General features: G+C 71.7%; 17 protein-coding genes. 13 read left to right on the top strand and 4 right to left on the bottom strand.

From position 1 onward, the window contains the following. The first annotated feature begins 205 nt into the window (after positions 1-205). The 4 genes from ACFWVV_RS01125 to ACFWVV_RS01110 all read left to right on the top strand — a co-directional run bounded on the left by ACFWVV_RS01125 (position 206) and on the right by ACFWVV_RS01110 (position 7,113). Complete coding sequence (locus tag ACFWVV_RS01125; protein WP_384344119.1) at positions 206-2,083, top strand: IucA/IucC family protein; 1,878 nt, start codon at positions 206-208, stop codon at positions 2,081-2,083. Between the two features lie 144 nt (positions 2,084-2,227). Continuing rightward, positions 2,228-3,007 carry a GNAT family N-acetyltransferase gene (locus ACFWVV_RS01120; protein ID WP_384343666.1) on the top strand — a complete coding sequence of 260 codons (780 nt, stop codon included), beginning with the start codon at positions 2,228-2,230 and terminating at the stop codon, positions 3,005-3,007. A gap of 135 nt (positions 3,008-3,142) precedes the next feature. After that, positions 3,143-5,071 carry an IucA/IucC family protein gene (locus ACFWVV_RS01115; RefSeq protein WP_384343669.1) on the top strand — a complete coding sequence of 643 codons (1,929 nt, stop codon included), beginning with the start codon at positions 3,143-3,145 and terminating at the stop codon, positions 5,069-5,071. A 38-nt stretch (positions 5,072-5,109) separates the two neighbouring features. Beyond that, entirely contained in the window at positions 5,110-7,113 is a 2,004-nt protein-coding gene (locus ACFWVV_RS01110) for an ATP-dependent DNA helicase (protein ID WP_384343672.1), read from the top strand. A 183-nt stretch (positions 7,114-7,296) separates the two neighbouring features. Here ACFWVV_RS01110 and lexA read toward each other — a convergent pair whose 3' ends face one another. Next, on the bottom strand, positions 7,297-8,082 hold the full coding sequence (lexA, locus tag ACFWVV_RS01105) for a transcriptional repressor LexA (protein ID WP_384343675.1): 786 nt from the start codon (positions 8,080-8,082) through the stop codon (positions 7,297-7,299). A 667-nt stretch (positions 8,083-8,749) separates the two neighbouring features. Here lexA and nrdR point away from each other — a divergent pair. Further along, positions 8,750-9,262, top strand: coding sequence for a transcriptional regulator NrdR (gene nrdR, locus ACFWVV_RS01100; protein WP_384343678.1), 513 nt, complete (start codon positions 8,750-8,752; stop codon positions 9,260-9,262). Positions 9,263-9,437: 175 nt separating this feature from the next. Next, a complete protein-coding gene (locus ACFWVV_RS01095; protein WP_384343681.1) occupies positions 9,438-12,332 on the top strand; it encodes a vitamin B12-dependent ribonucleotide reductase in 2,895 nt (964 codons plus the stop codon). A 173-nt stretch (positions 12,333-12,505) separates the two neighbouring features. On the opposite strand, the gene ACFWVV_RS01090 is transcribed toward ACFWVV_RS01095, so the two are convergent. Next, positions 12,506-13,036: a TerD family protein gene (locus ACFWVV_RS01090; RefSeq protein WP_384343684.1), complete on the bottom strand. Its 531-nt coding sequence runs from the start codon at positions 13,034-13,036 to the stop codon at positions 12,506-12,508. Positions 13,037-13,167: 131 nt separating this feature from the next. Between ACFWVV_RS01090 and ACFWVV_RS01085 the strand changes: the two genes are divergently transcribed. The 6 genes from ACFWVV_RS01085 (at position 13,168) to ACFWVV_RS01060 (ending at position 19,237) form a co-directional block, all read left to right on the top strand. Further along, positions 13,168-13,773 carry a YdbC family protein gene (locus ACFWVV_RS01085; RefSeq protein WP_384343687.1) on the top strand — a complete coding sequence of 202 codons (606 nt, stop codon included), beginning with the start codon at positions 13,168-13,170 and terminating at the stop codon, positions 13,771-13,773. Between the two features lie 143 nt (positions 13,774-13,916). Beyond that, entirely contained in the window at positions 13,917-14,597 is a 681-nt protein-coding gene (locus tag ACFWVV_RS01080; RefSeq protein WP_384343689.1) for a histidine phosphatase family protein, read from the top strand. A gap of 11 nt (positions 14,598-14,608) precedes the next feature. After that, the gene (locus ACFWVV_RS01075; RefSeq protein WP_384343692.1) at positions 14,609-15,517 is read left to right on the top strand and encodes an ADP-ribosylglycohydrolase family protein; all 909 of its coding nucleotides are present in this window, start codon (positions 14,609-14,611) and stop codon (positions 15,515-15,517) included. A 264-nt stretch (positions 15,518-15,781) separates the two neighbouring features. After that, complete coding sequence (locus tag ACFWVV_RS01070; RefSeq protein WP_384344122.1) at positions 15,782-17,578, top strand: DUF4153 domain-containing protein; 1,797 nt, start codon at positions 15,782-15,784, stop codon at positions 17,576-17,578. Between the two features lie 130 nt (positions 17,579-17,708). Continuing rightward, positions 17,709-18,419: a ribonuclease HII gene (locus ACFWVV_RS01065; RefSeq protein ID WP_384343695.1), complete on the top strand. Its 711-nt coding sequence runs from the start codon at positions 17,709-17,711 to the stop codon at positions 18,417-18,419. 125 nt (positions 18,420-18,544) lie between these two features. Continuing rightward, the gene (locus tag ACFWVV_RS01060; RefSeq protein WP_384343698.1) at positions 18,545-19,237 is read left to right on the top strand and encodes a hypothetical protein; all 693 of its coding nucleotides are present in this window, start codon (positions 18,545-18,547) and stop codon (positions 19,235-19,237) included. A 44-nt stretch (positions 19,238-19,281) separates the two neighbouring features. On the opposite strand, the gene ACFWVV_RS01055 is transcribed toward ACFWVV_RS01060, so the two are convergent. Together ACFWVV_RS01055 and ACFWVV_RS01050 are read right to left on the bottom strand one after the other, a co-directional pair. Next, positions 19,282-19,911 carry a hypothetical protein gene (locus ACFWVV_RS01055; protein ID WP_384343701.1) on the bottom strand — a complete coding sequence of 210 codons (630 nt, stop codon included), beginning with the start codon at positions 19,909-19,911 and terminating at the stop codon, positions 19,282-19,284. Positions 19,912-20,128: 217 nt separating this feature from the next. Then, positions 20,129-22,291 (bottom strand): RecQ family ATP-dependent DNA helicase, encoded by a 2,163-nt coding sequence (locus ACFWVV_RS01050; RefSeq protein WP_384343704.1) that lies wholly within the window; start codon positions 22,289-22,291, stop codon positions 20,129-20,131. A 111-nt stretch (positions 22,292-22,402) separates the two neighbouring features. Between ACFWVV_RS01050 and ACFWVV_RS01045 the strand changes: the two genes are divergently transcribed. Further along, complete coding sequence (locus ACFWVV_RS01045) at positions 22,403-23,821, top strand: DUF4192 domain-containing protein (protein ID WP_384343707.1); 1,419 nt, start codon at positions 22,403-22,405, stop codon at positions 23,819-23,821. Positions 23,822-24,189 lie beyond the last annotated feature (368 nt).

Below are 24,189 nucleotides of genomic sequence, written 5' to 3'. Positions count from 1 at the left end.
CAGTGCGCCGGCCACCGGAACGAGCGGTGCACAGTCCACCGGGACGAGCAGTGCGCCGGCCACCGGAACGAGCGGTGCACAGTCCACCGGGACGAGCGGTACACGGGCCACCGGGACGAGCGGTGGTGCGTCAGCCACCGGAACGAGCGGCCCGCCCTCCACCGCGACGAGTGGCGCACCGGCCGACGGGCGGACGCCGACGGACCTGCGGACCGGCACCGTGCCCGATGCGGCCGAGCCGGTGACGGTGCCGCGCCAGAAGTCCACGGACCACGGAGGGCAGCCGGCCCCGGGACCGGACGCGGCCCACGGACTGCCCGGCCGCCCGGACCACTCCGATGGCCTGCTGGACCACCTCGAAGAACCCGACCCGCTGGACCACCCCGACCCGCGGACCGCCGCCGATGCGGCCGGGGTCGAGAACCTGCTGCGCTGCTGGGTGCGCGAGAACGACATGCCCCGTCCCGAAGGACCCACCCTGCGCATTCCGCTCGACCGCAGCGGCACCGCCCTCCTCGTACCGGTGCGTTACTGGTCCGCCTGCGGTTGGCACCGCTTCGGGATGCCGGTGCTGGAGGGCGCCCCCCGGCAGGCCCCGACCGTCGACGCGGTGACCGTCGCGTCCCTTCTCGGCAGGGAAACCGGCCGGGGGGAGGGCACCGACCTGGTCGGCAGGGTGGCCGACTCCGTGCGCCGCACCGCCGACTTCATCGAAGAACGCCGCCGCCGGCCCGAACCCGCCGCCTGGGCCGACCTCTTCCTCACCGCGGAACAGTCACTCCTGCTCGGCCACCCCACGCACCCCACCCCCAAGAGCCGCGAAGGGCTCTCCGAGGAAGAGGCGCGCCGCTACTCGCCCGAGCTGCGGGGCAGCTTCCCGCTGCACTGGATGGCCGTCGACCGGTCCGTGCTCGCCCAGGAATCCGCCTGGACCGAGCGGGGCCGCACCCTCAAGGCCGAACAGGTCCTCTCGCGGCTCGCCGGGGACCTCCGCCTCCCCGAAGGCGCGGCCGCCCTGCCCGTGCACCCCTGGCAGGCACGCGAGCTGGCCCTGCGGCCCGGCGTGGCCGCACTCCTCGACGACGGGCTCCTGCACGACCTCGGTCCGTCGGGCGACTCCTGGTTCCCCACCTCCTCCGTCCGCACCGTCCACCGGCCCGGCGCCGCGGCGATGCTCAAACTCTCCCTCGGCGTACGCATCACCAACTCCCGCCGGGAGAACCTCCGCAAGGAACTGCACCGGGGTGTTGAGGTGCAGCGCCTGCTGCGCGCCGGTCTCGCCGAGGAATGGCACGCGGTGCACCCGGAGTTCGACATCGTGCGCGACCCGGCCTGGCTCGCCGTGGACGGCCCCGACGGTGAACCCGTGCCCGGACTGGACGTCGTACTGCGGCACAACCCCTTCGGGCCCGACGACGACGCGGTCTGCATCGCGGGCCTCACCGCGCCCCGCCCCTGGCCGGGCAGGACCGGCATGCACTCGCGGCTCGCCGAACTGGTGGCCGGGCTCGCCGCCCGTAGCGGAAGGTCCGCGGGAGCCGTCGCCGCCGAATGGTTCCTGCGCTACCTCGACCACGTCGTACGGCCGGTGCTCTGGCTCGACGGCCGGGCGGGCATCGCGCTGGAAGCGCATCAGCAGAACACCCTGGTCCTGCTCGACCGGGACGGCTGGCCCGTCGGTGGCCGCTACCGCGACAACCAGGGCTACTACTTCCGCGAGTCCCACCGCGACGCACTCCACGCACGGCTGCCCGGCATCGGCGCCCGCAGTGACACCTTCGTCGCCGACGACGTCACCGACGAACGCTTCGCCTACTACCTCGGCATCAACAACATCCTCGGCCTCATCGGCGCGTTCGGCGCCCAGCGCCTCGCCGACGAACGGGTCCTGATCGCCGCGCTGCGCCGGTTCCTCGGCAAGGCCACCGGCCTCGGCTCCGCCCTGCCTGCCCAGCTCCTGGACACCCCGGCACTCCGCTGCAAGGCCAACCTGCTCACCCGGCTGCACGGACTGGACGAGCTGGTGGGGCCGGTCGACACCCAGTCCGTCTACATCACCCTCACCAACCCCCTCCGCAGCTGACCCCCGCACTCCGGTGCCCGTTGCCCCGTCCCCCTGTCCGCGCCTCGCTCCACGTCCCGTTTCTCTCCGAACGTCCCTGTCGTCCCCGGAAGTTCCCGGTCGGCCGGTCCGGCCGACCGAACCGCTGAGAGGAAAGCGCCCGTCGTGCCTCCCCTTGACGCCGGCACCCCCACCGGCACCCCACCCCGCACCCCGACCGAAGCGGGCGCAGAACCCGAAGACCGTGCCGCAGGGGGCGGAGCCGCCCTCCGCACGCCGCCCTGCGAGGAAACCCTGGAACTCCGGCTGCCCGACGAGTTCGTCGCGCGCTTCTGGACCAGCAGCCCCGGACAGGAAGGCGCCGCGGCACGCGGTGACCTCCTGGACGCCCTCGCGGACTGGGGCCCGGCCACCACCCCCGCGGGCGAGTTCCGGCTCGTCCCCGTGCACCCCGCCCACGACCTGGCACTCGTCACCCGGTGGATGAACGACCCCGCCGTCGCCGCCTTCTGGGAACTGTCGGGCGGTGAGGACGTCACCGCCGCCCACCTGCGCGTCCAGCTCGAAGGCGACGGCCGCAGCATCCCCTGCCTGGGAGTTCTCGACGGCAGCCCCATGAGCTACTGGGAGATCTACCGCGCCGACCTCGACCCGCTGGCCCGCCACTACCCGGCCCGCCCGCACGACACCGGCGTCCACCTCCTCCTCGGCGAAGTCGCCGACCGCGGGCGCGGCCTCGGCACCATGCTCCTGCGGGCCGTGGCCGACCTCGTCCTCGACCGGCGCCCGTCCTGCGCCCGCGTCGTCGCCGAACCGGACCTGCGCAACACCCCGTCCGTCGCCGCCTTCCTCCGGGCAGGGTTCCGGCTGGGCGCCGAGGTCGAACTGCCCGACAAGAAGGCCGCGCTGATGATCCGCGACCGCGCCCACCGCCACCAGCTGTAACCGCCCGGCCCCGTCCCCCAAGCCACCGCTGCCCGGCCACCGCTCCGGGCCCCACCCCGGCCCTTGAGCTGCCACCCCGCTCCAGCTGCTTCACCACACCACTCGTTCCGCATCGGTCCACCCCGAGGAGTCACCGTGTCGAAGCCGGCCCCCGTCCCCGTCCCTCCTCCCACCTCCGTCCCGGCCCCCTCGTCCTTACCGACGCAATCGTCCGCCGCGGACCCCGTACCGGCCCACGACCGGCAGTCCGACCCGCCGGCACTCGCCGACCCGCCCGAGCTCACCGCGGACCGCTGGGACCGGGCCGGCCGCCGCCTGCTGGCCAAGACCCTCGCCGAGTTCGCGTACGAAGAGATCGTGGAGCCGGTGCCGGAAACCGTCGGGCAGGCCGCGCCCCGCGAGGACGGCGACCCGTACACACTCCAGCTCGACAACGGCGAAATAGTCTCCTTCCGCGCCCGCCGCGGCTCCTACGGCAGCTGGCAGGTGGCTGCGGAAACCATCGGGATCCAGGACCGGACCGGCGGCTGCCGCCCCTTCCACGACCCGGTGCGGTTTCTGGTACTGGCCCGTCGGCTCCTCGACCTGGACGGTGCCACCCTCGGCCACCTCGTCCGCGAACTCACCGCCACCCTCGCCGCCGACGCCCGCCTCGACCACCGCGCCCTGTCCGCAGCAGCGCTCGCCGACCTCGGCTACGCGGAGCTCGAAGGCCACCAGACCGGGCACCCCTGGCTCGTCCTCAACAAGGGCCGCGTGGGTTTCTCCGCCCAGGACGCCGCCACCTGGGCCCCCGAGGCCCGCACACCCGCCAGACTCCCCTGGATCGCGGTCAGTACCACCCTCGCCCGGTACCAGGGCGTTCCCTCCCTCGCCACCCCGGAACTGCTCTACGACCGCGAGCTCGACAGTCCCACGCGCGCGTGCTTCGACGCCGCCCTGCGCGCGCGGGGCCTGAGCCCCGCCTCGTACCTCTATCTGCCGGTGCACCCCTGGCAGTGGGACGAGTCGGTCCTGCCGCTGTTCGCACCGGCCGTGGCCCGCGACGAGATCGTGCCGCTGCCGGCCGACACCGATCTGCGGCTTCCCCAGCAGTCCATCCGTACGTTCCTGAACGTCAGCCGTCCCGACCGGCACACCGTCAAGCTCCCGCTGTCCGTCCTGAACACGCTCGTCTGGCGCGGCCTGCCCACCGAGCGCACCGTCGCCGCCCCGGCAGTCACCACGTGGGTGCAGGGGCTGTACGAGAGCGACCCGTTCCTCAAGGACGAGTGCCGGGTCGTGCTGCTCGGCGAGGTCGCCTCGGTGGCGGTCGAGCACCCCGTCTACGACCACCTCCCCGAGGCCCCGTACCAGTACAAGGAACTCCTCGGCGCCATCTGGCGCGAACCCCTGGAGAGCCGCCTGGCCCCGGGGGAGCGCGCCCGCACCCTGGCCGCCCTGCTGCACACCGACCCGCACGGCAGGGCCTTCACCGCCGAACTGGTCACCCGCTCCGGCATGGCCCCGGCCGCCTGGCTCCGCCGCCTCTTCGAGGCCTTGCTGCCCCCGCTGCTCCACTTCCTCTACCGGTACGGGACCGTCTTCTCCCCGCACGGCGAGAACGCCATCGTGATCTACGACGAGCACGACGTCCCGGTCCGCCTCGCGATCAAGGACTTCGTCGACGACGTCAACATCAGCGCCGAGCCGCTGCCGGAACACGACGACATGCCCGAGGACGTCCGCAGGACCCTGCTCACCGAGCCGCCGGCCTTCCTCACCCAGTTCATCCAGTCCGGCCTCTTCATCGGAGTGTTCCGCTATCTCGCGCCCCTGTGCGAGTCCCAACTGGGCATTCCTGAGCAGGAGTTCTGGGCTCTCGTACGCGCCGAGATCCTCCGGCACCACGCCCGCTTCCCCGAGCTGAAGGACCGCTTCGAGACCTTCGACCTGCTGGTTCCCCGGCTGGAGCGGCTCTGCCTCAACCGCAACCGCCTGCACACCGACGGATACCGCGACCGGCCGCACCGCCCGCACGCCGCCGTGCACGGCACCGTCCCCAACCCACTGCACCGGCCGTGACCGCCGTTGTCAGTGGTGCGTCGTAGGGTGGTCGAGCTATGACGAAGCCCTCACTCCCCGAGCTCCTCCACGCCGCCGTCGCCTCCGTCGGCGGCGTGGAACGGCCAGGCCAGGTCACCATGGCCCAGGCCGTCGCCGACGCGGTCGACGACAATTCCCACCTGCTCGTCCAGGCGGGCACCGGCACCGGAAAGTCCTTGGGCTATCTGGTGCCGGCGCTGGCCCACGGCGAGCGCGTCGTGGTCGCCACCGCCACGCTGGCCCTCCAGCGCCAGCTCGTGGAGCGCGATCTGCCGCGCACCGTGGAGGCGCTCAAGCCGCTGCTGCGCCGCACCCCGCAGTTCGCCATGCTCAAGGGCCGCTCCAACTACCTCTGCCTGCACCGGCTCCACGAGGGCGCCCCGCAGGACGAGGACGACGGCCTCTTCAACCCCATCGAGCAGTACGACGCCAACGCACCCAGCAGCAAACTCGGCAAGGACCTGCTGCGGATGCGGGACTGGGCCGACGAGACCGAGACGGGCGACCGCGACGACCTCACGCCCGGAGTCTCCGACAAGGCGTGGGGGCAGGTCTCCGTCTCCTCGCGCGAGTGCCTGGGCGCCAGCAAGTGCGCGTACGGCGCGGAGTGCTTCGCGGAAGCGGCGCGCGAGCGGGCCAAGCTGGCCGATGTCGTCGTCACCAACCACGCGCTGCTCGCCATCGACGCCATCGAGGGTGCCCCGGTGCTCCCGTCGCACGAGGTGCTGATCGTCGACGAGGCGCACGAGTTGGTGTCCCGGGTGACGGGCGTCGCCACCGGCGAGCTCACGCCAGGACAGGTCAACCGGGCCGTCCGCCGCGCCGCGAAGATCGTCAACGAGAAGGCCGCGGACGCCCTGCAGACCGCGTCCGACAGTTTCGAGCGGGTGATGGAGCTCTCCCTGCCCGGTCGGCTGGAGGAGATCCCGGAGGACCTCGGCTACGCGCTGATGGCACTCCGCGACGCATCGCGCACCGTCGTGTCCGCCCTCGGTTCGACCCGGGACAAGTCCGTCACCGACGAGGACGCAGTCCGCAAACAGGCCCTCGCGATGATCGAGAACATCCACGGCGTCGCCGAGCGCATCGCCAACGGTTCCGAGTGGGACGTCGTCTGGTTCGAGCGCAACGACCGTTACGGAACGGCCTCGCTGCGGGTCGCCCCGCTCTCGGTCTCCGGGCTGCTGCGCGAGAAGCTCTTCACCGACCGGTCGGTGATCCTCACCTCCGCCACCCTCAAACTGGGCGGCGACTTCAACGGCGTGGGTGCCTCACTGGGCCTGGCCCCCGAGGGCACCCGGGTCGAGACCGGTGAGGGGGATGTCGCCAGTCCGGTCTGGAAGGGACTCGACGTCGGATCGCCCTTCGACTACCCCAAGCAGGGGATCCTGTACGTCGCCAAGCACCTGGCCAAGCCGACCCGGGACTCCGGGCGCGAGGACATGCTCGACGAGCTCGCCGAGCTGATCGAAGCCGCGGGAGGCCGCACGCTCGGCCTGTTCTCCTCCATGAAGGGCGCCCAGACCGCGGCGGAGACCCTCCGCGGCAGGCTCGATGTGCCGATCCTGCTCCAGGGTGAGGACACCCTCGGTGAACTGATCAAGAACTTCGCCGCAGACCCGCAGACCTGCCTCTTCGGCACGCTGTCCCTGTGGCAGGGCGTCGACGTGCCGGGGACGAGCTGCCAGCTCGTGGTGATGGACAAGATCCCGTTCCCCCGCCCCGACGACCCGCTGATGAGCGCCCGCCAGAAGGCGGTGGAGGAGAACGGCGGCAACGGCTTCATGGCCGTCGCGGCGACGCACGCGGCCCTGCTGATGGCCCAGGGCGCCGGCCGTCTGGTGCGGGCCACGGGCGACAAGGGCGTGGTCGCCGTCCTGGACCAGCGCCTCGCCACGGCCCGCTACGGCAGTTACCTCAAGGCGTCGATGCCCGACTTCTGGTTCACCACCGACCGCAACCAGGTCCGTCGCTCGCTCGCCGCGATCGACGCTGCCGCCAAGGCCGCCGAGGGATCCTGACGCCCAGCGGCGCCCGTGGTGTGCGAGGAGCACCCGCAGGTACTGGGGAGTACCCGCAGGTACTGAGGACCCCCCGCAGGCGCGGCGGAGCCACCGGCTCCTCGCGAGGCAGGGAGCGAAAAAGGCCGGGCTCCGGAACCGACGCAGCGTGTTCCGGAGCCCGGCCCTCACCGGCGGACACGGTCAGACCCGCCGGAGCACCGCGACGACCTTGCCGAGGATGGTCGCGTCATCGCCGGGGATCGGCTGGTAGGCGGCGTTGTGCGGCAGCAGCCAGATGTGATGGTCCTCGCGCTTGAACCGCTTCACCGTGGCCTCTCCGTCCAGCATCGCGGCCACGATGTCGCCGTTCTCCGCGACGGGCTGGCGACGGACGGTGACCCAGTCGCCGTCACAGATGGCGGCCTCGATCATCGAGTCGCCGACCACCTTCAGCACGAACAGTTCGCCGTCCCCCACCAGCTGGCGGGGGAGCGGGAAGACGTCCTCGACGGACTCCTCGGCGAGGATCGGGCCACCGGCCGCGATCCGGCCCACCAGCGGCACGTACGACGCGGCGGGCTTGCCCGCGGTGTCGGTGGTCTGCGTGCTGGGCTGGTCGGAGCCGCGCACCTCGTACGCGCGGGGGCGGTGCGGGTCCCGGCGGAGGAAGCCCTTGCGTTCGAGAGCCATCAGCTGGTGGGCGACGGACGAGGTGCTGGAGAGGCCGACCGCCTGACCGATCTCGCGCATGGACGGCGGGTAGCCGCGCCGCTGCACGGAGTCCCGGATGACCTCGATGACCCGCCGCTGCCGGTCCGTGAGGCCCGAGCTGTCGGCCCTGATCCCGGGGGGTCGGCCGGGCAGCGAGCGCGCGGGCTTGGCGCCTTCGGCGTTCGTGTTCGCGTCGTTCATGGCATGCCCCGGCTCAAGTCGGCCCAGGGAGCGGTCCTGGGCTGCGATCGTTGCGCTGTCTGCGGTGGTCGTCATGGTCGGCCCCTCTCGAATGGTCTCCCTGACCGCATAACGGTAGTAGCTTTCGAAAGGTTGCGCCAAACACACGTTCGAGTGAAAAACTGCAGAGTGGCTGCCTTATTCGTACGGATGGGTGTATACGCGAGACTCGGGCCCGCCTCCGTGCCCGATCCTCCGAACGGCAATTCGGCTGATTACGGTAGCCTTCCCTGTCGGGTCGAAAGGCGCTCGAATGCGTTTCGGCGTGTTCCGAGAGTCCTTCCGGGAGGCCCGAAGGGGCCCTGGGAAGGTGCGGAGCGAGGGGTCCCCAGGGGGTCCTGAAGGGCCTGGGTGAGCCCTCGAAGGCTGCCGGCGGTGAGCACTCGAGGGGTGCCTGCAGTGAGCCCGTGACCCCCTCGCCGGCCGTCGGATGCGCCGTCCGGGGGACCGGAAGCCCGGAACCCGCCCCGCGTCCCGTACCCTCGTGGTCGGCCCGCCCGGACCCCTTTCTGCCGCGACACGCGCGTAGGGGTGATGGCCCGGCCAAACCCCAGATCTAGTGGTTGAATCTCCGCAGCTGCCCACAAGTTGTGGTCCGCGGTCTCAGAGGCCCCGGTCATCGCCTATGCTGGGTGCTGCTTCGAAGGTCCGTTCCGGGCCGGACGGAGCTGTTCAATCGTGCCGCGAAGGAGGCCTTGGAACCATGCACTGCCCCTTCTGCAGGCACCCCGACAGTCGAGTGGTCGACAGCCGGACCACGGACGACGGGACGTCGATCCGCAGGCGCCGTCAGTGTCCCGACTGCTCCCGCCGTTTCACGACGGTGGAGACGGCCTCCCTGATGGTGGTCAAGCGCAGCGGGGTGACCGAGCCCTTCAGCCGTACGAAGGTCATCACCGGAGTGCGCAAGGCGTGCCAGGGCCGTCCGGTCACCGAGGACGCCCTCGCCAAGCTCGGCCAGCAGGTCGAGGAGGCGGTGCGGGCGACCGGCAGTGCCGAGCTGACCACCCACGATGTGGGCCTGGCCATTCTGGGGCCCCTCCAGGAGCTCGACGTCGTCGCGTACCTGCGCTTCGCGTCCGTCTACCGGGCCTTCGATTCGCTGGAAGACTTCGAGGCCGCCATCACGGAACTCCGTGACCAGCGGCCGCCCGCTCAGGAGCGTGGGCCCGGTGCACCTCCCGGGGTGCCCGTGCCCGCCGCGGCCGCCGACTAGCGGCCACCGAGCAGATCGGCCCTCCTGCTGATCAGTCGCCGGACGCGAATGCCGGCGGCACCGAGAACCCGTCACGGACGAAGCGCTGCGCGCGACGGCCGGGACATCAGACACACACCGTGCCCCGGGAAGAACTGGGCACTTCTGGGCGTTTTAGCCCGATATGGGAGGCGGCATGACCGAGACGACGAGCGGCCCGGTACGAGGTTCCCGCAACAAGGGATCCAAGACGGCCAAGGGTCTGCGTATCGAGCGCATCCACACCACTCCGGGCGTGCACCCGTACGACGAGGTGGTCTGGGAGCATCGTGACGTCGTCATGACCAACTGGCGCGACGGCTCGATCAACTTCGAGCAGCGTGGCGTCGAGTTCCCCGACTTCTGGTCGGTGAACGCGGTCAACATCGTCACCAGCAAGTACTTCCGCGGCGCCGTCGGCACCCCGCAGCGCGAGACCGGTCTCAAGCAGCTCATCGACCGGATCGTGAAGACGTACCGCAAGGCCGGCGAGGACTACGGCTACTTCGTCTCCCCGGCGGACGCCGAGATCTTCGAGCACGAGCTGGCGTACGCCCTCCTGCACCAGATCTTCAGCTTCAACAGCCCGGTCTGGTTCAACGTCGGCACCCCGCAGCCGCAGCAGGTCTCCGCCTGCTTCATCCTGGCCGTCGACGACTCCATGGAGTCGATTCTCGACTGGTACAAGGAAGAGGGAATGATCTTCAAGGGCGGCTCCGGCGCCGGCCTGAACCTCTCCCGCATCCGCTCCTCCAAGGAGCTCCTGTCCTCGGGCGGCAACGCGTCCGGCCCGGTCTCCTTCATGCGCGGCGCCGACGCCTCCGCCGGAACCATCAAGTCCGGCGGCGCCACCCGCCGTGCGGCCAAGATGGTCATCCTCGACGTCGACCACCCCGACATCGAGAACTTCATCGAGACCAAGGTGAAGGAGGAGGAGAAGATCCGCGCCCTGCGCGACGCGGGCTTCGACATGGACCTGGGCGGCGACGACATCACGTCCGTCCAGTACCAGAACGCCAACAACTCGGTCCGCGTGAACGACGAGTTCATGAAGGCCGTCGAGGCCGGCGGCAAGTTCGGCCTGCGCGCCCGGATGACCGGCGAGGTCATCGAAGAGGTCGAGGCGAAGTCCCTCTTCCGCAAGATGGCCGAGGCCGCCTGGGCCTGCGCCGACCCGGGCATCCAGTACGACGACACCATCAACAAGTGGCACACCTGCCCGGAGTCCGGCCGGATCAACGGCTCGAACCCGTGCAGCGAGTACATGCACCTGGACAACACCTCGTGCAACCTGGCCTCGCTCAACCTCATGAAGTTCCTCAAGGACGACGGCCTGGGCAACCAGTCCTTCGAGTCCGAGCGCTTCGCCAAGGTCGTCGAGCTGGTCATCACCGCGATGGACATCTCGATCTGCTTCGCGGACTTCCCCACCGAGAAGATCGGTGAGAACACCCGCGCCTTCCGCCAGCTGGGCATCGGCTACGCCAACCTGGGCGCCCTCCTGATGGCGACCGGCCACGCGTACGACTCCGACGGCGGCCGCGCGCTCGCCGGTGCGATCACCTCGCTGATGACCGGCACCTCGTACAAGCGCAGCGCCGAGCTGGCGGCGGTCGTCGGCCCGTACGACGGCTACGCCCGCAACGCGCAGCCGCACCAGGCCGTCATGAAGCAGCACGCCGACGCCAATGCGGCGGCCGTCCACGTGGACGACCTGGACAACCCGATCTGGGCCGCCGCCACGGAGGCCTGGCAGGACGTCATCCGGCTCGGCGCGAAGAACGGTTTCCGCAACGCGCAGGCCTCGGTGATCGCCCCCACCGGCACCATCGGCCTCGCGATGTCCTGCGACACCACCGGCCTCGAGCCCGACCTCGCCCTGGTCAAGTTCAAGAAGCTGGTCGGCGGCGGCTCGATGCAGATCGTCAACGGCACCGTCCCGCAGGCACTGCGCCGCCTGGGCTACCAGGAGGAGCAGATCGAGGCGATCGTCGCCCACATCGCCGAGAACGGCAATGTGATCGACGCCCCGAGCCTGAAGACCGAGCACTACGAGGTCTTCGACTGCGCCATGGGCGAGCGTTCCATCTCCGCGATGGGCCACGTCCGCATGATGGCGGCCATCCAGCCGTGGATCTCCGGGGCCCTGTCCAAGACGGTCAACCTGCCGGAGACGGCGACCGTCGAGGACGTCGAGGAGGTCTACTTCGAGGCCTGGAAGCTGGGCGTCAAGGCGCTCGCGATCTACCGCGACAACTGCAAGGTCGGTCAGCCCCTCTCCGCGAAGAAGAAGGAGAAGGAGAAGACCGCGGTCACCGAGAAGGCCGAGACGGAGATCCGCAAGGCCGTCGAGAAGGTCATCGAGTACCGCCCGGTCCGCAAGCGTCTGCCCAAGGGCCGTCCGGGGATCACCACCTCCTTCACGGTCGGTGGCGCCGAGGGCTACATGACCGCCAACTCCTACCCGGACGACGGTCTCGGCGAGGTCTTCCTCAAGATGTCCAAGCAGGGCTCGACCCTCGCGGGCATGATGGACGCCTTCTCGATCGCCGTGTCCGTGGGCCTGCAGTACGGCGTCCCGCTGGAGACGTACGTCTCGAAGTTCACCAACATGCGCTTCGAGCCGGCCGGTATGACGGACGACCCGGACGTGCGGATGGCGCAGTCGATCGTCGACTACATCTTCCGCCGCCTGGCGCTGGACTTCCTCCCCTTCGAGACGCGCTCCGCGCTCGGCATCCACTCGGCCGAGGAGCGCCAGCGTCACCTCGACACCGGTTCGTACGAGCCGTCCCTGAGCGAGGACGAGCTGGACGTGGAAGGTCTTTCGCAGTCCGCGCCGCTCGCGGAGACGGTGACGGCCGTCGCCGCTCCCAAGGCGGAGGCCACTGCTCCGGCTCCCCGGCAGGCGCACAACTCGGCGGAGCTCGTCGAGATGCAGCTCGGCGTCAGCGCCGACGCACCGCTCTGCTTCTCCTGCGGTACGAAGATGCAGCGCGCGGGCAGCTGCTACATCTGCGAGGGCTGCGGCTCGACCAGCGGCTGCAGCTGAGGCCGCAGGCCGACACGCCCTGAGGGCGTGCGGCCGGGAGTGTGAAGCACAGGGCGGCGATTCCCGGGAGGGGGTCGCCGCCCTGTGCCGTGTGCTCCTTGCTGCCGTGTGCGGCTGCCTTCTGCGATGTGTACTCGCGGTGAAGATGCCCTGCCTGGCGCGGGAGGGCGCCGTCAGTCCTGGCGGGCGCCCATCAGCTCGGCGAACTCCGCGGGATCGGCGTCGAAACCCCGGACCGTCTCGCGCAGTTCCCAGGTGCCGTCCGTGTCGCGGACGAATTCGCCGATGGTCGCGGCGGTCGCCCCCGCCAGGGTGGCGAAGTCATTGCTGACGAGCTCGGTGTGGCCCTCCAGGATCCGGATCAGGGTGCTCTGTATGTCGCCGAACTCCTTTCTGCCTTCACGCTGTTGGATCGCCACACCCAGCACCACGCGCGCGTACTTCTCCGCGAGGCGGTCGAGTTCCAGCGTCATCTGCTCGTCCGTGCCGAAGCCCTGGCCGGTCTTGCTGTCCCGGTTGAGGGTGATGGTGCCGTCCGGCGACCGGCTGCCGAAGTGCACCAGGTACGCGGGACTGCCGTACGGCGCGTCCGCCCGGTAGGTCGCGGCGATGATGTCGAGGTCACTGGCCGCCGTGCCGTGCGGGCTGGGATCCCACTTCAGAGTGACCACGGCTTTGGTGATCCCCTTGTTGAAGCTGCTCAACGTGCTTGCCTCCGCTTCCTGTTGTGCGTCGATCCTCACAGGGGAGACCGAGCCGGACAAGTCGTCAGGTGACAGCCGGTGCGGCCGTCGCGGGGTGACCCGCGCCACCCTTGCGGCCGTACGATGGCGCGGTGCTGGTCAAGTGGATTCGCTGCAGTGTTGTCGACCGTCGAGGGTTCGATCGGGGCCAGCGAAAATGGGCGGGGCTGCTCGGCGAACCCGGATTCCGGGGCCAGAGCGGCGGCTGGAGCCGGGGGCGGGACGGGGTGGCCCACGTCTTCGCCTTCTGGGAGAGCCGCGCCTTCTACGACTCCTTCATGGCGCGCTCGCACGACCGGCTCGCGGCCGGTCAGGCAGGCACGTACAAGGACATCCAGGTCAAGCTGTTCGAATACCGTTTCGACGTCAAGACGGGCTTCGAGCCGCGGTTCACCGATGCCGACGTGGTGCGGGTCGCGCACTGCAAGGTGCGCGCGGACCGGGTCGAACATTTCGTGCTGATGCAGCAGAAGGTCTGGAATCCGGCCATGGCCGGCTCGCCCGGCATGCTGCGCGGGCTGTTCGGGGAAGCGCCGGGGAACGAGTTCCTGGTGCTGTCGATGTGGCGGTCGGCCGCCGAGCACGGCAAGTACCGGGCGGACCGGGTGGAGCGGCTCTCGCTGCGCGCACAGACCGAGGCGGACGTGGCGGCGCTGGCCGGCGACGTGGTGGAGCTGGAGCCGACGTGGACGGTGTGAGGGCGTGGGGCTCCTGTGGCGGGCGTTGCCCGGTGGGCGCCCTGGCCGGTGTCCGGCGTCGCTGCACCGGGCAGATACGCCGGATGGGGGCGGGGAGGCCGGCCGGTTGAGCCGCCGCCGCCCACTCGAACTAGGGTTTCGGCATGGCACGACCGCGACGCATCGTCCTCGTCCGGCACGGCGAATCCGAGGGCAACGCCGATGACACCGTGTACGAACGTGAGCCCGACCATGCCCTGAGGCTCACCGACCAGGGCCGGCAGCAGGCCCGGCAAGCGGGGGAGAGACTGAGGGAACTGTTCGGCGACGAAGGGATCAGCGCATACGTCTCCCCCTACCGGCGCACCCACGAGACCTTCCGTGCCTTCGGCCTCGACCCCGCCCAGGTGCGGGTCAGGGAGGAGCCGAGGCTGCGCGAGCAGGACTGGGGGAACTGGCAGGACCGGGACGACGTACGACTGCAGAAGGCGTACCGGGACGCGTACGGGCACTTCTTCTACCGCTTCGCGCAGGGCGAGTCGGGGGCGGACGTCTACGACCGGGTGGGCGCCTTCCTGGAGAGCCTCTACCGCAGTTTCGAGGCCGCGGACCATCCGGAGAACGTCCTGATCGTCACGCACGGTCTGACCATGCGGCTGTTCTGCATGCGCTGGTTCCACTGGCAGGTGGCCGAGTTCGAGGCGCTGTCCAACCCGGGCAACGCCGAAATGCGGGTGCTGGAGCTGGGCGACGACGGACGGTACACACTGGACCGGCCCTTCGAGCGGTGGCGGGCCCCCGAACCGTACGGAATCACTGGGGAGAGGTCGCCGGTCACCGGTTAGAGTGCACCACGATGACCGCTGACTCCGCTTCCGATCCGCGCTCCGCGCGCGCACTGGCCAGCCTGCAAGGGCTGTCCGTGGGAGACGCCCTGGGCTCCCAGTTCTTCGTACCCGCCAACTACCCCCTGCTCAAGCGCCGCGAGCTGCCCGACGGCGACTGGCAGTGGACCGACGACACCGAGATGGCCGCGTCCGTGCTGGCCGTACTCGGCGAGCACCGACGGATCGACCAGGACGCGCTCGCGCGTTCCTTCGCCGAGCACCACGACTTCGACCGCGGGTACGGCCCCGCGGTCAACCGCATGCTGCGGCTGGTCAGGGAGGGCGGTGACTGGCGCGAGCTGGCCGCCGCACTGTTCGACGGCCGCGGCTCCTGGGGCAACGGAGCCGCCATGCGGATCGCGCCGCTCGGCGCCTGGTACGCCGACGATCCGGAACAGGCGACCCATCAGGCCGAGATCTCCGCGTACGTCACCCACCAGCACCGGGAAGCCGTGATGGGCGCGATGGCGGTCGCCGCCGCGGCAGCCCTGGTGGCCGGCCCGGCAGGACCGCCGACCCCGGCCGGGCTGCTCGACGACGTGATCTCCCTCGTCCCGCGCAGTGCGGTCGCGGCCGGACTGCGCAGAGCCCGCAACATGCTCGACTACGACGACGCCACCACGGTCGCCGCCGTGCTCGGCTGCGGGCGGCGCACCAGCGCGCACGACACCGTGCCGTTCGCGCTCTGGTCCGCGGCCCGGGGGCTCGGCGACTTCGAACGGGCCTTCTGGACGACCGCGCAGGTCGGCGGCGACGTCGACACCAACTGCGCCATCGTCGGAGGGGTGCTCGCGGGGGCCGGGGCGGGAAGCCCGCCGGACGCCTGGCTGGAGCGCACCGAGGCCCTGCCCTCGTGGGTGCCGGTCCCGACAGGCTGACTCGACCGCATCGCCGCCCAGGACGGTGGTCTGTCACGGTTGTGTCCGCATCCAGGGGCCGACGGGAACGGGTGTCCAACCGGCGGGCTACCCTGACGGCCACGCCGCTCCGTCGATCTCCACGGGCGTGCGCCGAACGAGACACCGGGCCCTCCCCGCCACGCCTTGCGCGAGACGCGAAGCGCCTGGTCGGGAGGGGGTCCCGTGCCTGACGACGCAGTGCCGACCGAACCGTCCGAGGCGGCAGCCGAACCGTCCGGAGCCATGCCGCCCGGGGCGGCCGCCGCACCGCCCGCAGCGGCACCGGCGGCCGTACCGCCTGCCCCAGCGGCCGTACCGCCCGTACCGCCCGCGGCAGAGCCATCGCGGCCCGCCCCGGCAACGCCACGGCCCGCGTCGCCATCGCCTCAGCCCGTACCGGCGACGCCACGACCCGCACCCGCACCCGCGGCCGTGCCGCCCGGCGCGCGGTCGTACGCGCAGGCGCCGACCGCGGAGCAGCTGCGCCAGCAACAGCAGTGGCAGCAGTGGCAGGCCCACCAGCACTGGCAGCGCGCGCGGCAGCAGAAGGCCGCCGAGCCGCCGGCCTGGCGCGCCGGAGTCCGCCCCGCGCCACCCGCCCGGGTGCGCGCCGCCTCGCTGTGGGCGGCCCTCGCCACCGCAACTCTGAGCGGCCTCTTCCTGGGCGACGGACTCGGCCTGAACCTGCTGGTCGTGGCTGTCCCCGCCGCCCTCGCCGCGTTCTTCGCGGCCCAGGCCGCCGGTCGCCGTGTCCGCCCGTGGACGCTGCTCTGGGGACTCGGAGGGCTCGCGCTCCTCGCGATACCCGTGCTGCGGGACGCGGGCTGGCCGACCTTCCTCGCGGTGGTCTCCGCCCTCGCCCTCGGCTCACTCGCCCTGCACGGCAGCCGGACCTGGCTCGGCATCCTGATCGGCTCCCTGGGCATCGTCGGCTCGGTGGGACCGGGTGTCCGCTGGGGCTGGCGAGGGCTGCGCGAGCGGGCCGACGGTTCCCGGGACCGCTGGGCCCCGGTGGTGCGCACCGTGGCCGTCGCCGTCCTCCTGCTGGTCGTGTTCGGTGCCCTCTTCGTCAGCGCCGACGCTGCTTTCGCCGAGCTCCTCGGCAAGCTGCTGCCGGAGTTCTCGGTCCTCGACGGCCCGTGGCGCGTCCTGCTGTTCGCGCTGGGGCTCGTCGGCGCGCTGGCCGCGGCCCGTACCGCCGCCGCACCGCACCAGTGGGACAAGGCCAGGATCGCCCCGGCACGCGCGCGGGGCCGCATGGAATGGGCCCTTCCGCTCATCGTGCTCAACCTGCTCTTCGCGGCCTTCATCGCCGTGCAGTTCACCGTCCTGTTCGGTGAGTACAAGAAGGTGCTCGACGACGCCGGACTGTCCCACTCCGCCTATGCCAGGCAGGGCTTCTGGCAGCTGCTCTGGGCCACCCTGCTGACCCTCGTCGTGATCGCCCTCGCCAAGCGCTGGGCACCCCGCTCGGACGCCCGCGACGCGACCCTGGTGCGTGCCGTGCTCGGCGTGCTCTGCCTGCTCACCCTGGTCGTGGTCGTCTCCGCGCTGTACCGGATGAACATGTACGTCGACGAGTACGGCCTGACCCGGCTGCGCGTCTCGGTCACCGCGATGGAGCTGTGGCTCGGCGTGGTGATCGTGCTGATCATGGCGTCCGGGGTGTTCGGGGCCCGCTGGCTGCCCCGGGCCGTCGCGGGCAGCGCCGCGGGCGCCGTCCTGGCCTTCGGCCTCGCGTCCCCCGACGCCCTGGTCGCCGAGCGCAACGTCGCGCGCTTCAAGCACGAGAAGGGGATCGACATCGAGTACTTCCGGGACCTGTCGGCCGATGCCGTGCCCGCCCTGGACACGCTTCCCGAGCCGCAGCGGACCTGTGCGCTGCGCGGCATCATGGACGGCCTGGAGAGGGACCCGTGGTACGCCACAAGCCTCGGCCGGCAGCGTGCCCTGGACATCGTCGAGGAGCGCCCGCTCGACCCTGAGGTGACCCACTGCCGGGGACTCGGCACCGGCGGAAACGGGGAGTACGGGCGCTAGAGCCAGGCCCCGTACGGCACGCCGCGGCGTACCGTCGCGGCCCCCGGCCGCCGCCCCGGGGCCGCGAGGACGCCTGCGGGTGGGGCGGGTGTCGCGGCCGGCGCCGGGCGGGCGTACCCTGGCTGGCGCCATGCCGTACGAACCTCCCACTCACACCGTCGAGCGCTCACTGCGCGCCACCACCGGTGCCAAGACCGTTGCCGGGGTCGACGAGGTCGGGCGCGGAGCGTGGGCCGGACCCGTCACCGTGTGTGCCGCCGTCACCGGACTGCGCCGACCGCCCGCCGGACTCACCGACTCCAAGCTCCTCAGCGTCAAACGCCGCGACGCACTCGTGCTGCTGCTGGAGGAGTGGGTCACGTCCTATGCGCTCGGCCACTCCACCCCCGAGGAGATCGACGAGCTCGGGATGACGGCCGCCCTGCGGCTCGCCGCCGAACGTGCGCTAAATGCCTTGCCGGTACGGCCCGATGCGGTCATCCTCGACGGGAAGCACGACTACCTCGGGGCACCCTGGAAGGTCCGTACGGTGATCAAGGGCGATCAGTCCTGCATCGCGGTCGCGGCCGCCTCGGTGATCGCGAAGGTGCGCAGGGACGCGATGATGGCGGAGCTGGACGCGGAGGCCGGGGGCTGTGCGCCCTACGCGTTCGCGGCCAACGCCGGCTATCCGTCGCCCGTGCACAAAGCGGCCCTGGCGGAGCTCGGGCCGACCCCGCACCACCGCCTCTCCTGGTCCTATCTCGACGGACTTCCGCAGTGGCGGCATCTCAAGAAACACCGGATCCCGGCGGAGGCCGCAGCACTGGAAAGCGGGGGCCAACTCGGCTTCGATTTCTGACCGTTCACCGGCTCTGCCGGGCGCGCGGCCCGTTCCGTGCGCCGTAGTGACCCACCACCCGACGCACCATCCACCGGACCACCTGCCGGAGCCTGTCGCACCGGCGTCCCACAGATCTCCATTTCATGCCTCTCATTCCTCAGGAGCCTCAGATTCACGAGAGCGCCCAGGGTCCCCGCAGCACGCCGGCCGCCGGCCGGACCGCGCCGACCCCTCGCCCCGTACCCGGACCGCGTCCCGTGGCGGTGCCGCGCCCCGGTCCCGCACCCCGCCCCGGCCCGCCCGCCCCGCGGACGCGCGCCACGGCCGACCGGCCCCAGGCGCCCCTTGCGGAGAATCGTTCCGCGCCGCGGCCCGCGACGGCCGCTGCCGCCCCGCCGGCCGCCCCTGCCGCCCCGCCGGCGTCCCTTGGCGCCCCGGCCGCGGACCGGCCCCGGATCCAGCTGATTCCGGCTCCCGTGAACGGCGCGCTCGACGCCGCCGAGGAAGCCGTGGACCTGCTGCTCGACTCGGGCCGCGCACCGGGGGACGTACTGGTGCTGACCACGGGTGAACAACACCCCTGGGCGGCACACGAGTTGTCCTTCGGTGACGCGTCCTACTGGGCGCAGCACGACGCCGGTGACGACGTCTTCTACGCGGACATCAGCGCCGCCGGGCGGGCCGCCGCCCGCCCGGTCGTGGTCGTCGCGGTCAACGACAAGGCGGGCGAGGACCTGGTGCGCTCCCTGCCTGCGGTGCGGGAGCGCGCCGGTGTGCTGCTGATCGTCTGCGGCGACGCGGAGCAGATCAACTCGGCTCTCGGCGCCGGCGTCTGAGTCCCGGTCACCCGGCTTCGCTGATCCGGTGGTCTTCCGCCGGATCAGCGGGCCGCCGCCCGGCGCAGGGCATCCGCCGCCCCGCCGCCGGAGCTTTGCAAGGCCGGATCGGTCTCGGCCGTCGAGTCCGCGAGTCCGGCGACCGGTGAACCCGCGTGGGGCCGGCGTCCACCGCGCCCCTCGCCGAGCACCTGCCAGCCGCCCCGCGTCAGGGTGATGTACGCCCCGCAGCGCAGGCCGTGCAGAGTGCAGGCGTCCCGCAGACCCCACATCCACGCCCCGTCCTCCTCCGTCCACCGCTCGTCGCCGTCGCGGCAGTAGAGCAGTACGGCTGTCCGCACGGGAGTACGGCGGCGGAGGTCGTGCGGGATGATCCTGCGCAGGTGGGCGAGGAGCGAGTTGCGCAGTTCCCAGCCGTCCGCAGGGGAGTCGCGCCGGGTGAACGAGGCACTGGCGACCAGCCGTTCCTCGGTGTCCAGCACGGCGACCACGGCGGTCGCGTACGCGGGCGCATGGCGTGCGTACAGGCCGCTGACGACCTCACGCGGGTTGCGCAGCAGGGGAATTCCCGCCGAAGCCCACTCGGCAGGCTCCAGCGTCCGGCCCAGGCGACTGGCCGGATCGGCGGACGACGGGCTCAATGAACTCGGCGACGGAGCGAATCCGAAGGTCACGGTCCTCCCTTCGCATACGCGCCCGCGGCTGCGGGCAAGGTCGAGTGGGGGCGCACCACGGCACAGCCCTTGCGGACCACAGGAAACCGTGCGGGGAGCGCTTCCAATTCTTCCTGGCGCAAGGGAATGCGGCAACGAGCAATTGAGGCGGCCGACCGGATTCTGTGGATACGACACTGATATCCCTGCCCAGTCGAACCGCTCCCGATGCCTCCCGTCACCCCTGAACGGCGAGGACCAGCGGAAACACCCCCTCCGCGCCGGCCCGGCGCAGCAGCCGCGCCGACATGGCGAGCGTCCAGCCGGTGTCGGACAGATCGTCCACCAGCAGTACGGGACCGTCGGCCGAGGCCAGCGACTCGGCCAACTGCTGCGGCACGGTCAGCACCTGGTGCAGCGAGCGGACCCGCTGAGCGCTGTTGGCCTGCGCAAGCGGCGCCCCGGTGGACTCCGGTGCGTACTCCAGCGAACCGAGGAAGGGCATCCGGCCCACCTCGGCGACCCGCATGCCCAGCGAGGAGACCAGCCCCGGCCTGCGGTACGACGGCACCGTGACGACACCGACGGGGCGCGCGGGGGCGTCGTCCCGGCCCGAGGCCCAGCCGCCTGGCCCCTTCGCCCAGTCGGCCAGCACCGTCACCACCGCCTGCAGCACGTCGTCCGGAACAGGGCCGTCCGGAGCTTGGGACGCGAGCATGGGGCGCAGCCGGTTGCCCCAGCCGATGTCCGAGAGACGGCCCAGGGCGCGCCCGGGGAAGGCGACTTCGCCGCGCGGGATGCGGCCCTTCAGATCGACACCCACGGCGGGCAGGCCGGTGGGCCACATCTTCCGCGGCTCCACCTCCACACCGGGGCGGCCGAGCTCCCCGCGGGCGGCGTCCAGCGCGGTGCCCGAGACCTTGTCCTCGAACCTCGGGCCCGCGCAGTTGTCGCAACGGCCGCAGGGAGCGGCCTCCTCGTCGTCCAGCTGCCTGCGCAGGAACTCCATGCGGCACCCGGTCGTCGCCGCGTACTCCCGCATGGCCTGCTGTTCGGAGCTGCGCTGCTCGGCCACCCACGCGTACCGCTCGGCGTCGTACACCCAGGGCCGGCCCGTGGAGGTCCAGCCGCCCTTCTCGCGGTGCACCGCGCCGTCCACGTCGAGGACCTTGAGCATGGCCTCGAGGCGGGTGCGCCGCAGATCCACCATCGGTTCCAGCGCGGGCAGCGACAGCGGCCTCGGGGACTGCGCGAGCGCGTCCAGAGTGCGCCGTACGAGCTCCTCCGGCGGGAAGGAGACCGAGGCGAAGTACCGCCAGATCGCCTCGTCCTCCTTGCCGGGCAGCAGCAGTACTTCCGCGTGCTCCACCCCGCGTCCCGCGCGGCCCACCTGCTGGTAGTAGGCGATCGGGGACGAGGGGGAGCCGAGGTGCACCACGAATCCCAGGTCGGGCTTGTCGAAGCCCATGCCGAGCGCGGAGGTCGCGACCAAGGCCTTCACCCGGTTGGCGAGGAGATCCTCCTCGGCCTGCATACGATCGGCGTTCTCCGTGCGGCCGGTGTACGAGGAGACCGGGTGCCCGCACCGGCGCAGATACGTGGTGACCTCCTCGGCAGCCGCCACGGTCAGGGTGTAGATGATCCCGGAGCCCGGCAGTTCGTTCAGGTGGTCGGCGAGCCAGGCCAGCCTGTTCGCGGCGTCGGGGAGCTGGAGAACGCTCAGGCTCAGGCTCTCCCGGTCCAGCGGGCCCCGCAGGACCAGCGCGTCCGTTTCCGCCCCCGTGCCGAGCTGCTCGGCGACATCGGCGGTCACCCGGGAATTGGCCGTTGCGGTGGTGGCCAGGACCGGAACCCCGGCCGGCAGTTCGGCGAGCATGGTGCGAAGCCGCCGGTAGTCGGGGCGGAAATCGTGCCCCCAGTCCGAGATGCAGTGCGCCTCGTCCACCACCAGGAGCCCGGTGGTGGCGGACACTTCGGGCAGGACGTTGTCCCGGAAGTCGGGGTTGTTCAGACGTTCCGGCGACACGAGGAGCACGTCGACGTCGCCCGCGGCCACTTCGGCCCGGACGGTCTCCCATTCTTCCTGGTTGGACGAGTTGATGGTGCGCGCGCGGATGCCGGCCCTGGCGGCGGCCTCCACCTGGTTGCGCATCAGCGCCAGGAGCGGCGAGACGATCACTGTGGGCCCGTTGCCCTGCGCGCGCAGCAGCGAGGTCGCCACGAAGTACACGGCGGACTTGCCCCACCCGGTCCGCTGCACGACCAGCGCCCTGCGCTTGTCCGCGACGAGCGCCTCGATGGCCCGCCACTGGTCCTCGCGCAGCCGGGCCGTGCCGCTGGGGTCCCCGACGAGGCGGGCGAGTACGGAGTCGGCCGATGCCCTGAGATCTGCGTTGGTCATGCCCCCATGCAACCCGATGGCACCGACATTGCGCGAACGTGCCCCGCAGCCTGTGGATAACCTTATCCACAGGGGCGGCGACCTCGGCGACAGGTGATGCACCGTAGCGGCATGAACACGAACAGTGAACAGCACGGTCCGGCCAACACCGTCGAATCCACCGAGGAGCAGCAGATCACCCTGCGGGGCCCGGCTCAACTGGCAGACGCCCTGCCCTATTTGATGGGTTACTTCCCCAGCGACTCGGTGGTCATGGTGGCCTTGCACGGGCCCCGGGGCCGGTTCGGCGGACGGCTCAGGCTCGGGATCCCGAAATCTCCCCAGGAGTGGGCGCCACTCGCACGGCACCTCGCCGACTGCCTCGTGGCCACCAGTGAACGGCGCAGCGGCCGCCCCGACGGCATCGTCATCTTTCTCTGCCAGGACCCCGCCGAGGGCGAGACCGGCAAGCAGGTGATGGAGCGGCTGCGGACGTTCGCCCAGCGGCTGCGCGTCGCCTGCGGGTCCCTGGAAGTCCCGGTGTTCGAGGCGCTGTGCATTTCCGGCGGCCGGTTCTGGTCCTACTGCTGCCCGGACGGCCGCTGCTGCCCGCCCGAGGGTACGGGTCTGGCCCTGCCCGGTACGTCGGTGATGGCGGCGGCGGCCGCCTACGCGGGAATCCAAGTGCGGGGAACCCTGCGGGAGATGGAGGACCGGCTCACACCCCGGCCGCGTGACCCCGCCTCCCTCCGCGCGCAGGTCCGGGCGCTGGACGGGGCGGGAGGTGCCGTGGTCCCGCGGATCCTCAGTGAGACCGGCCGCACCGAGGTCGCGGAGGAAACCCTCGGTCTGGCCCGGGTCCTGATCAAACGCATCGGACAGGCACCGCCGCCCCGGGGCTCCTGGACCGCTGCGGACCGCGCCGACGACGACCTGATCAGCGACGAGGAGGCGGCCACCCTTGTCGTGGGCCTCCAGGACCGGGAGACCAGGGACCGGGCGGCGGAATGGATGGAGGGTCCCCGGGCGGCCCCCGCACTGCGGCTCTGGCGGGCGCTCGCCAGGCGGTGCGTCGGCCCGTACGACACCTATGCGGCTCCGCCCCTGACCCTCGCCGGCTGGGTCGCCTGGTCCACCGGCGACGAACCGGAGGCCCGTGCCGCACTGGGCCTCGCCCTCGGGGCCGACCCCGAGTACACCTTCGCCCAACTCCTCCACCAGGCCTGCAACGAGGGCCTCGACCCGGAACGGCTGCGCGCCTGCCTGCGCCGGGACCGCTCCGCGCGCCCGGGAGGAGCCGAGGGCGGCACCGAACCGGGATCGGGGAGGAGCCTCCGGCGGGCGTCGGGGGAGCAGCGGTCACGGAGCGTTCGCGCTGTCCGGGGCGCGGGGCGGGGCGGAAAGCCGGTGGGCCGGATCCGGCGGGGCGGCCCGGCCGGCCGGACCCACGTCCCCGCCACCGGGCCGCGGTCCGGGCCGGTGGTGTTCCGGGAAGGGGTGCGGCGGCGGGAGACGCCGCGGACGAGGCGCGGGACCCGGAGCCGGCGATGACGCAGCGGCCCGCGCGGCACCCGCGACGAGCTGGGGCGCGCCGCATCCCCACGGGTTCAGGCCCGCGGAGGTCCACTGGCTGGGTTCCCGTGCGGAGTTCCACCGCCGGGGTGCCGGGGCGGAGTCCCACCGCGCGGGTGCCCGTGCGGGATTCCACCGCCGGGCTGCTCGGGCGGGGTCCTACCGCCCGGGTGCCAGGGCTGAAGGCCTCTGCCGGGGTGCCCGGCTCCCGTCCGCCGGGTTCCCGGGTGCCCCGGCCACCGGTATTCGCCTTCACCGCCCCCATCGGCCGTGACTCCGTTGCCCGTGCCGCCGTTCACCCCTGTGGTGGCGCCGCACGGGCCACGCCGTCACATCGGACGCCCTCC

The organism is Streptomyces sp. NPDC058663 (assembly GCF_042716745.1).
GTDB lineage: Bacteria > Actinomycetota > Actinomycetes > Streptomycetales > Streptomycetaceae > Streptomyces.
The sequence above is the reverse complement of the archived record's forward strand: the minus strand, read 5'-3'. Positions and strand labels throughout refer to the sequence as shown.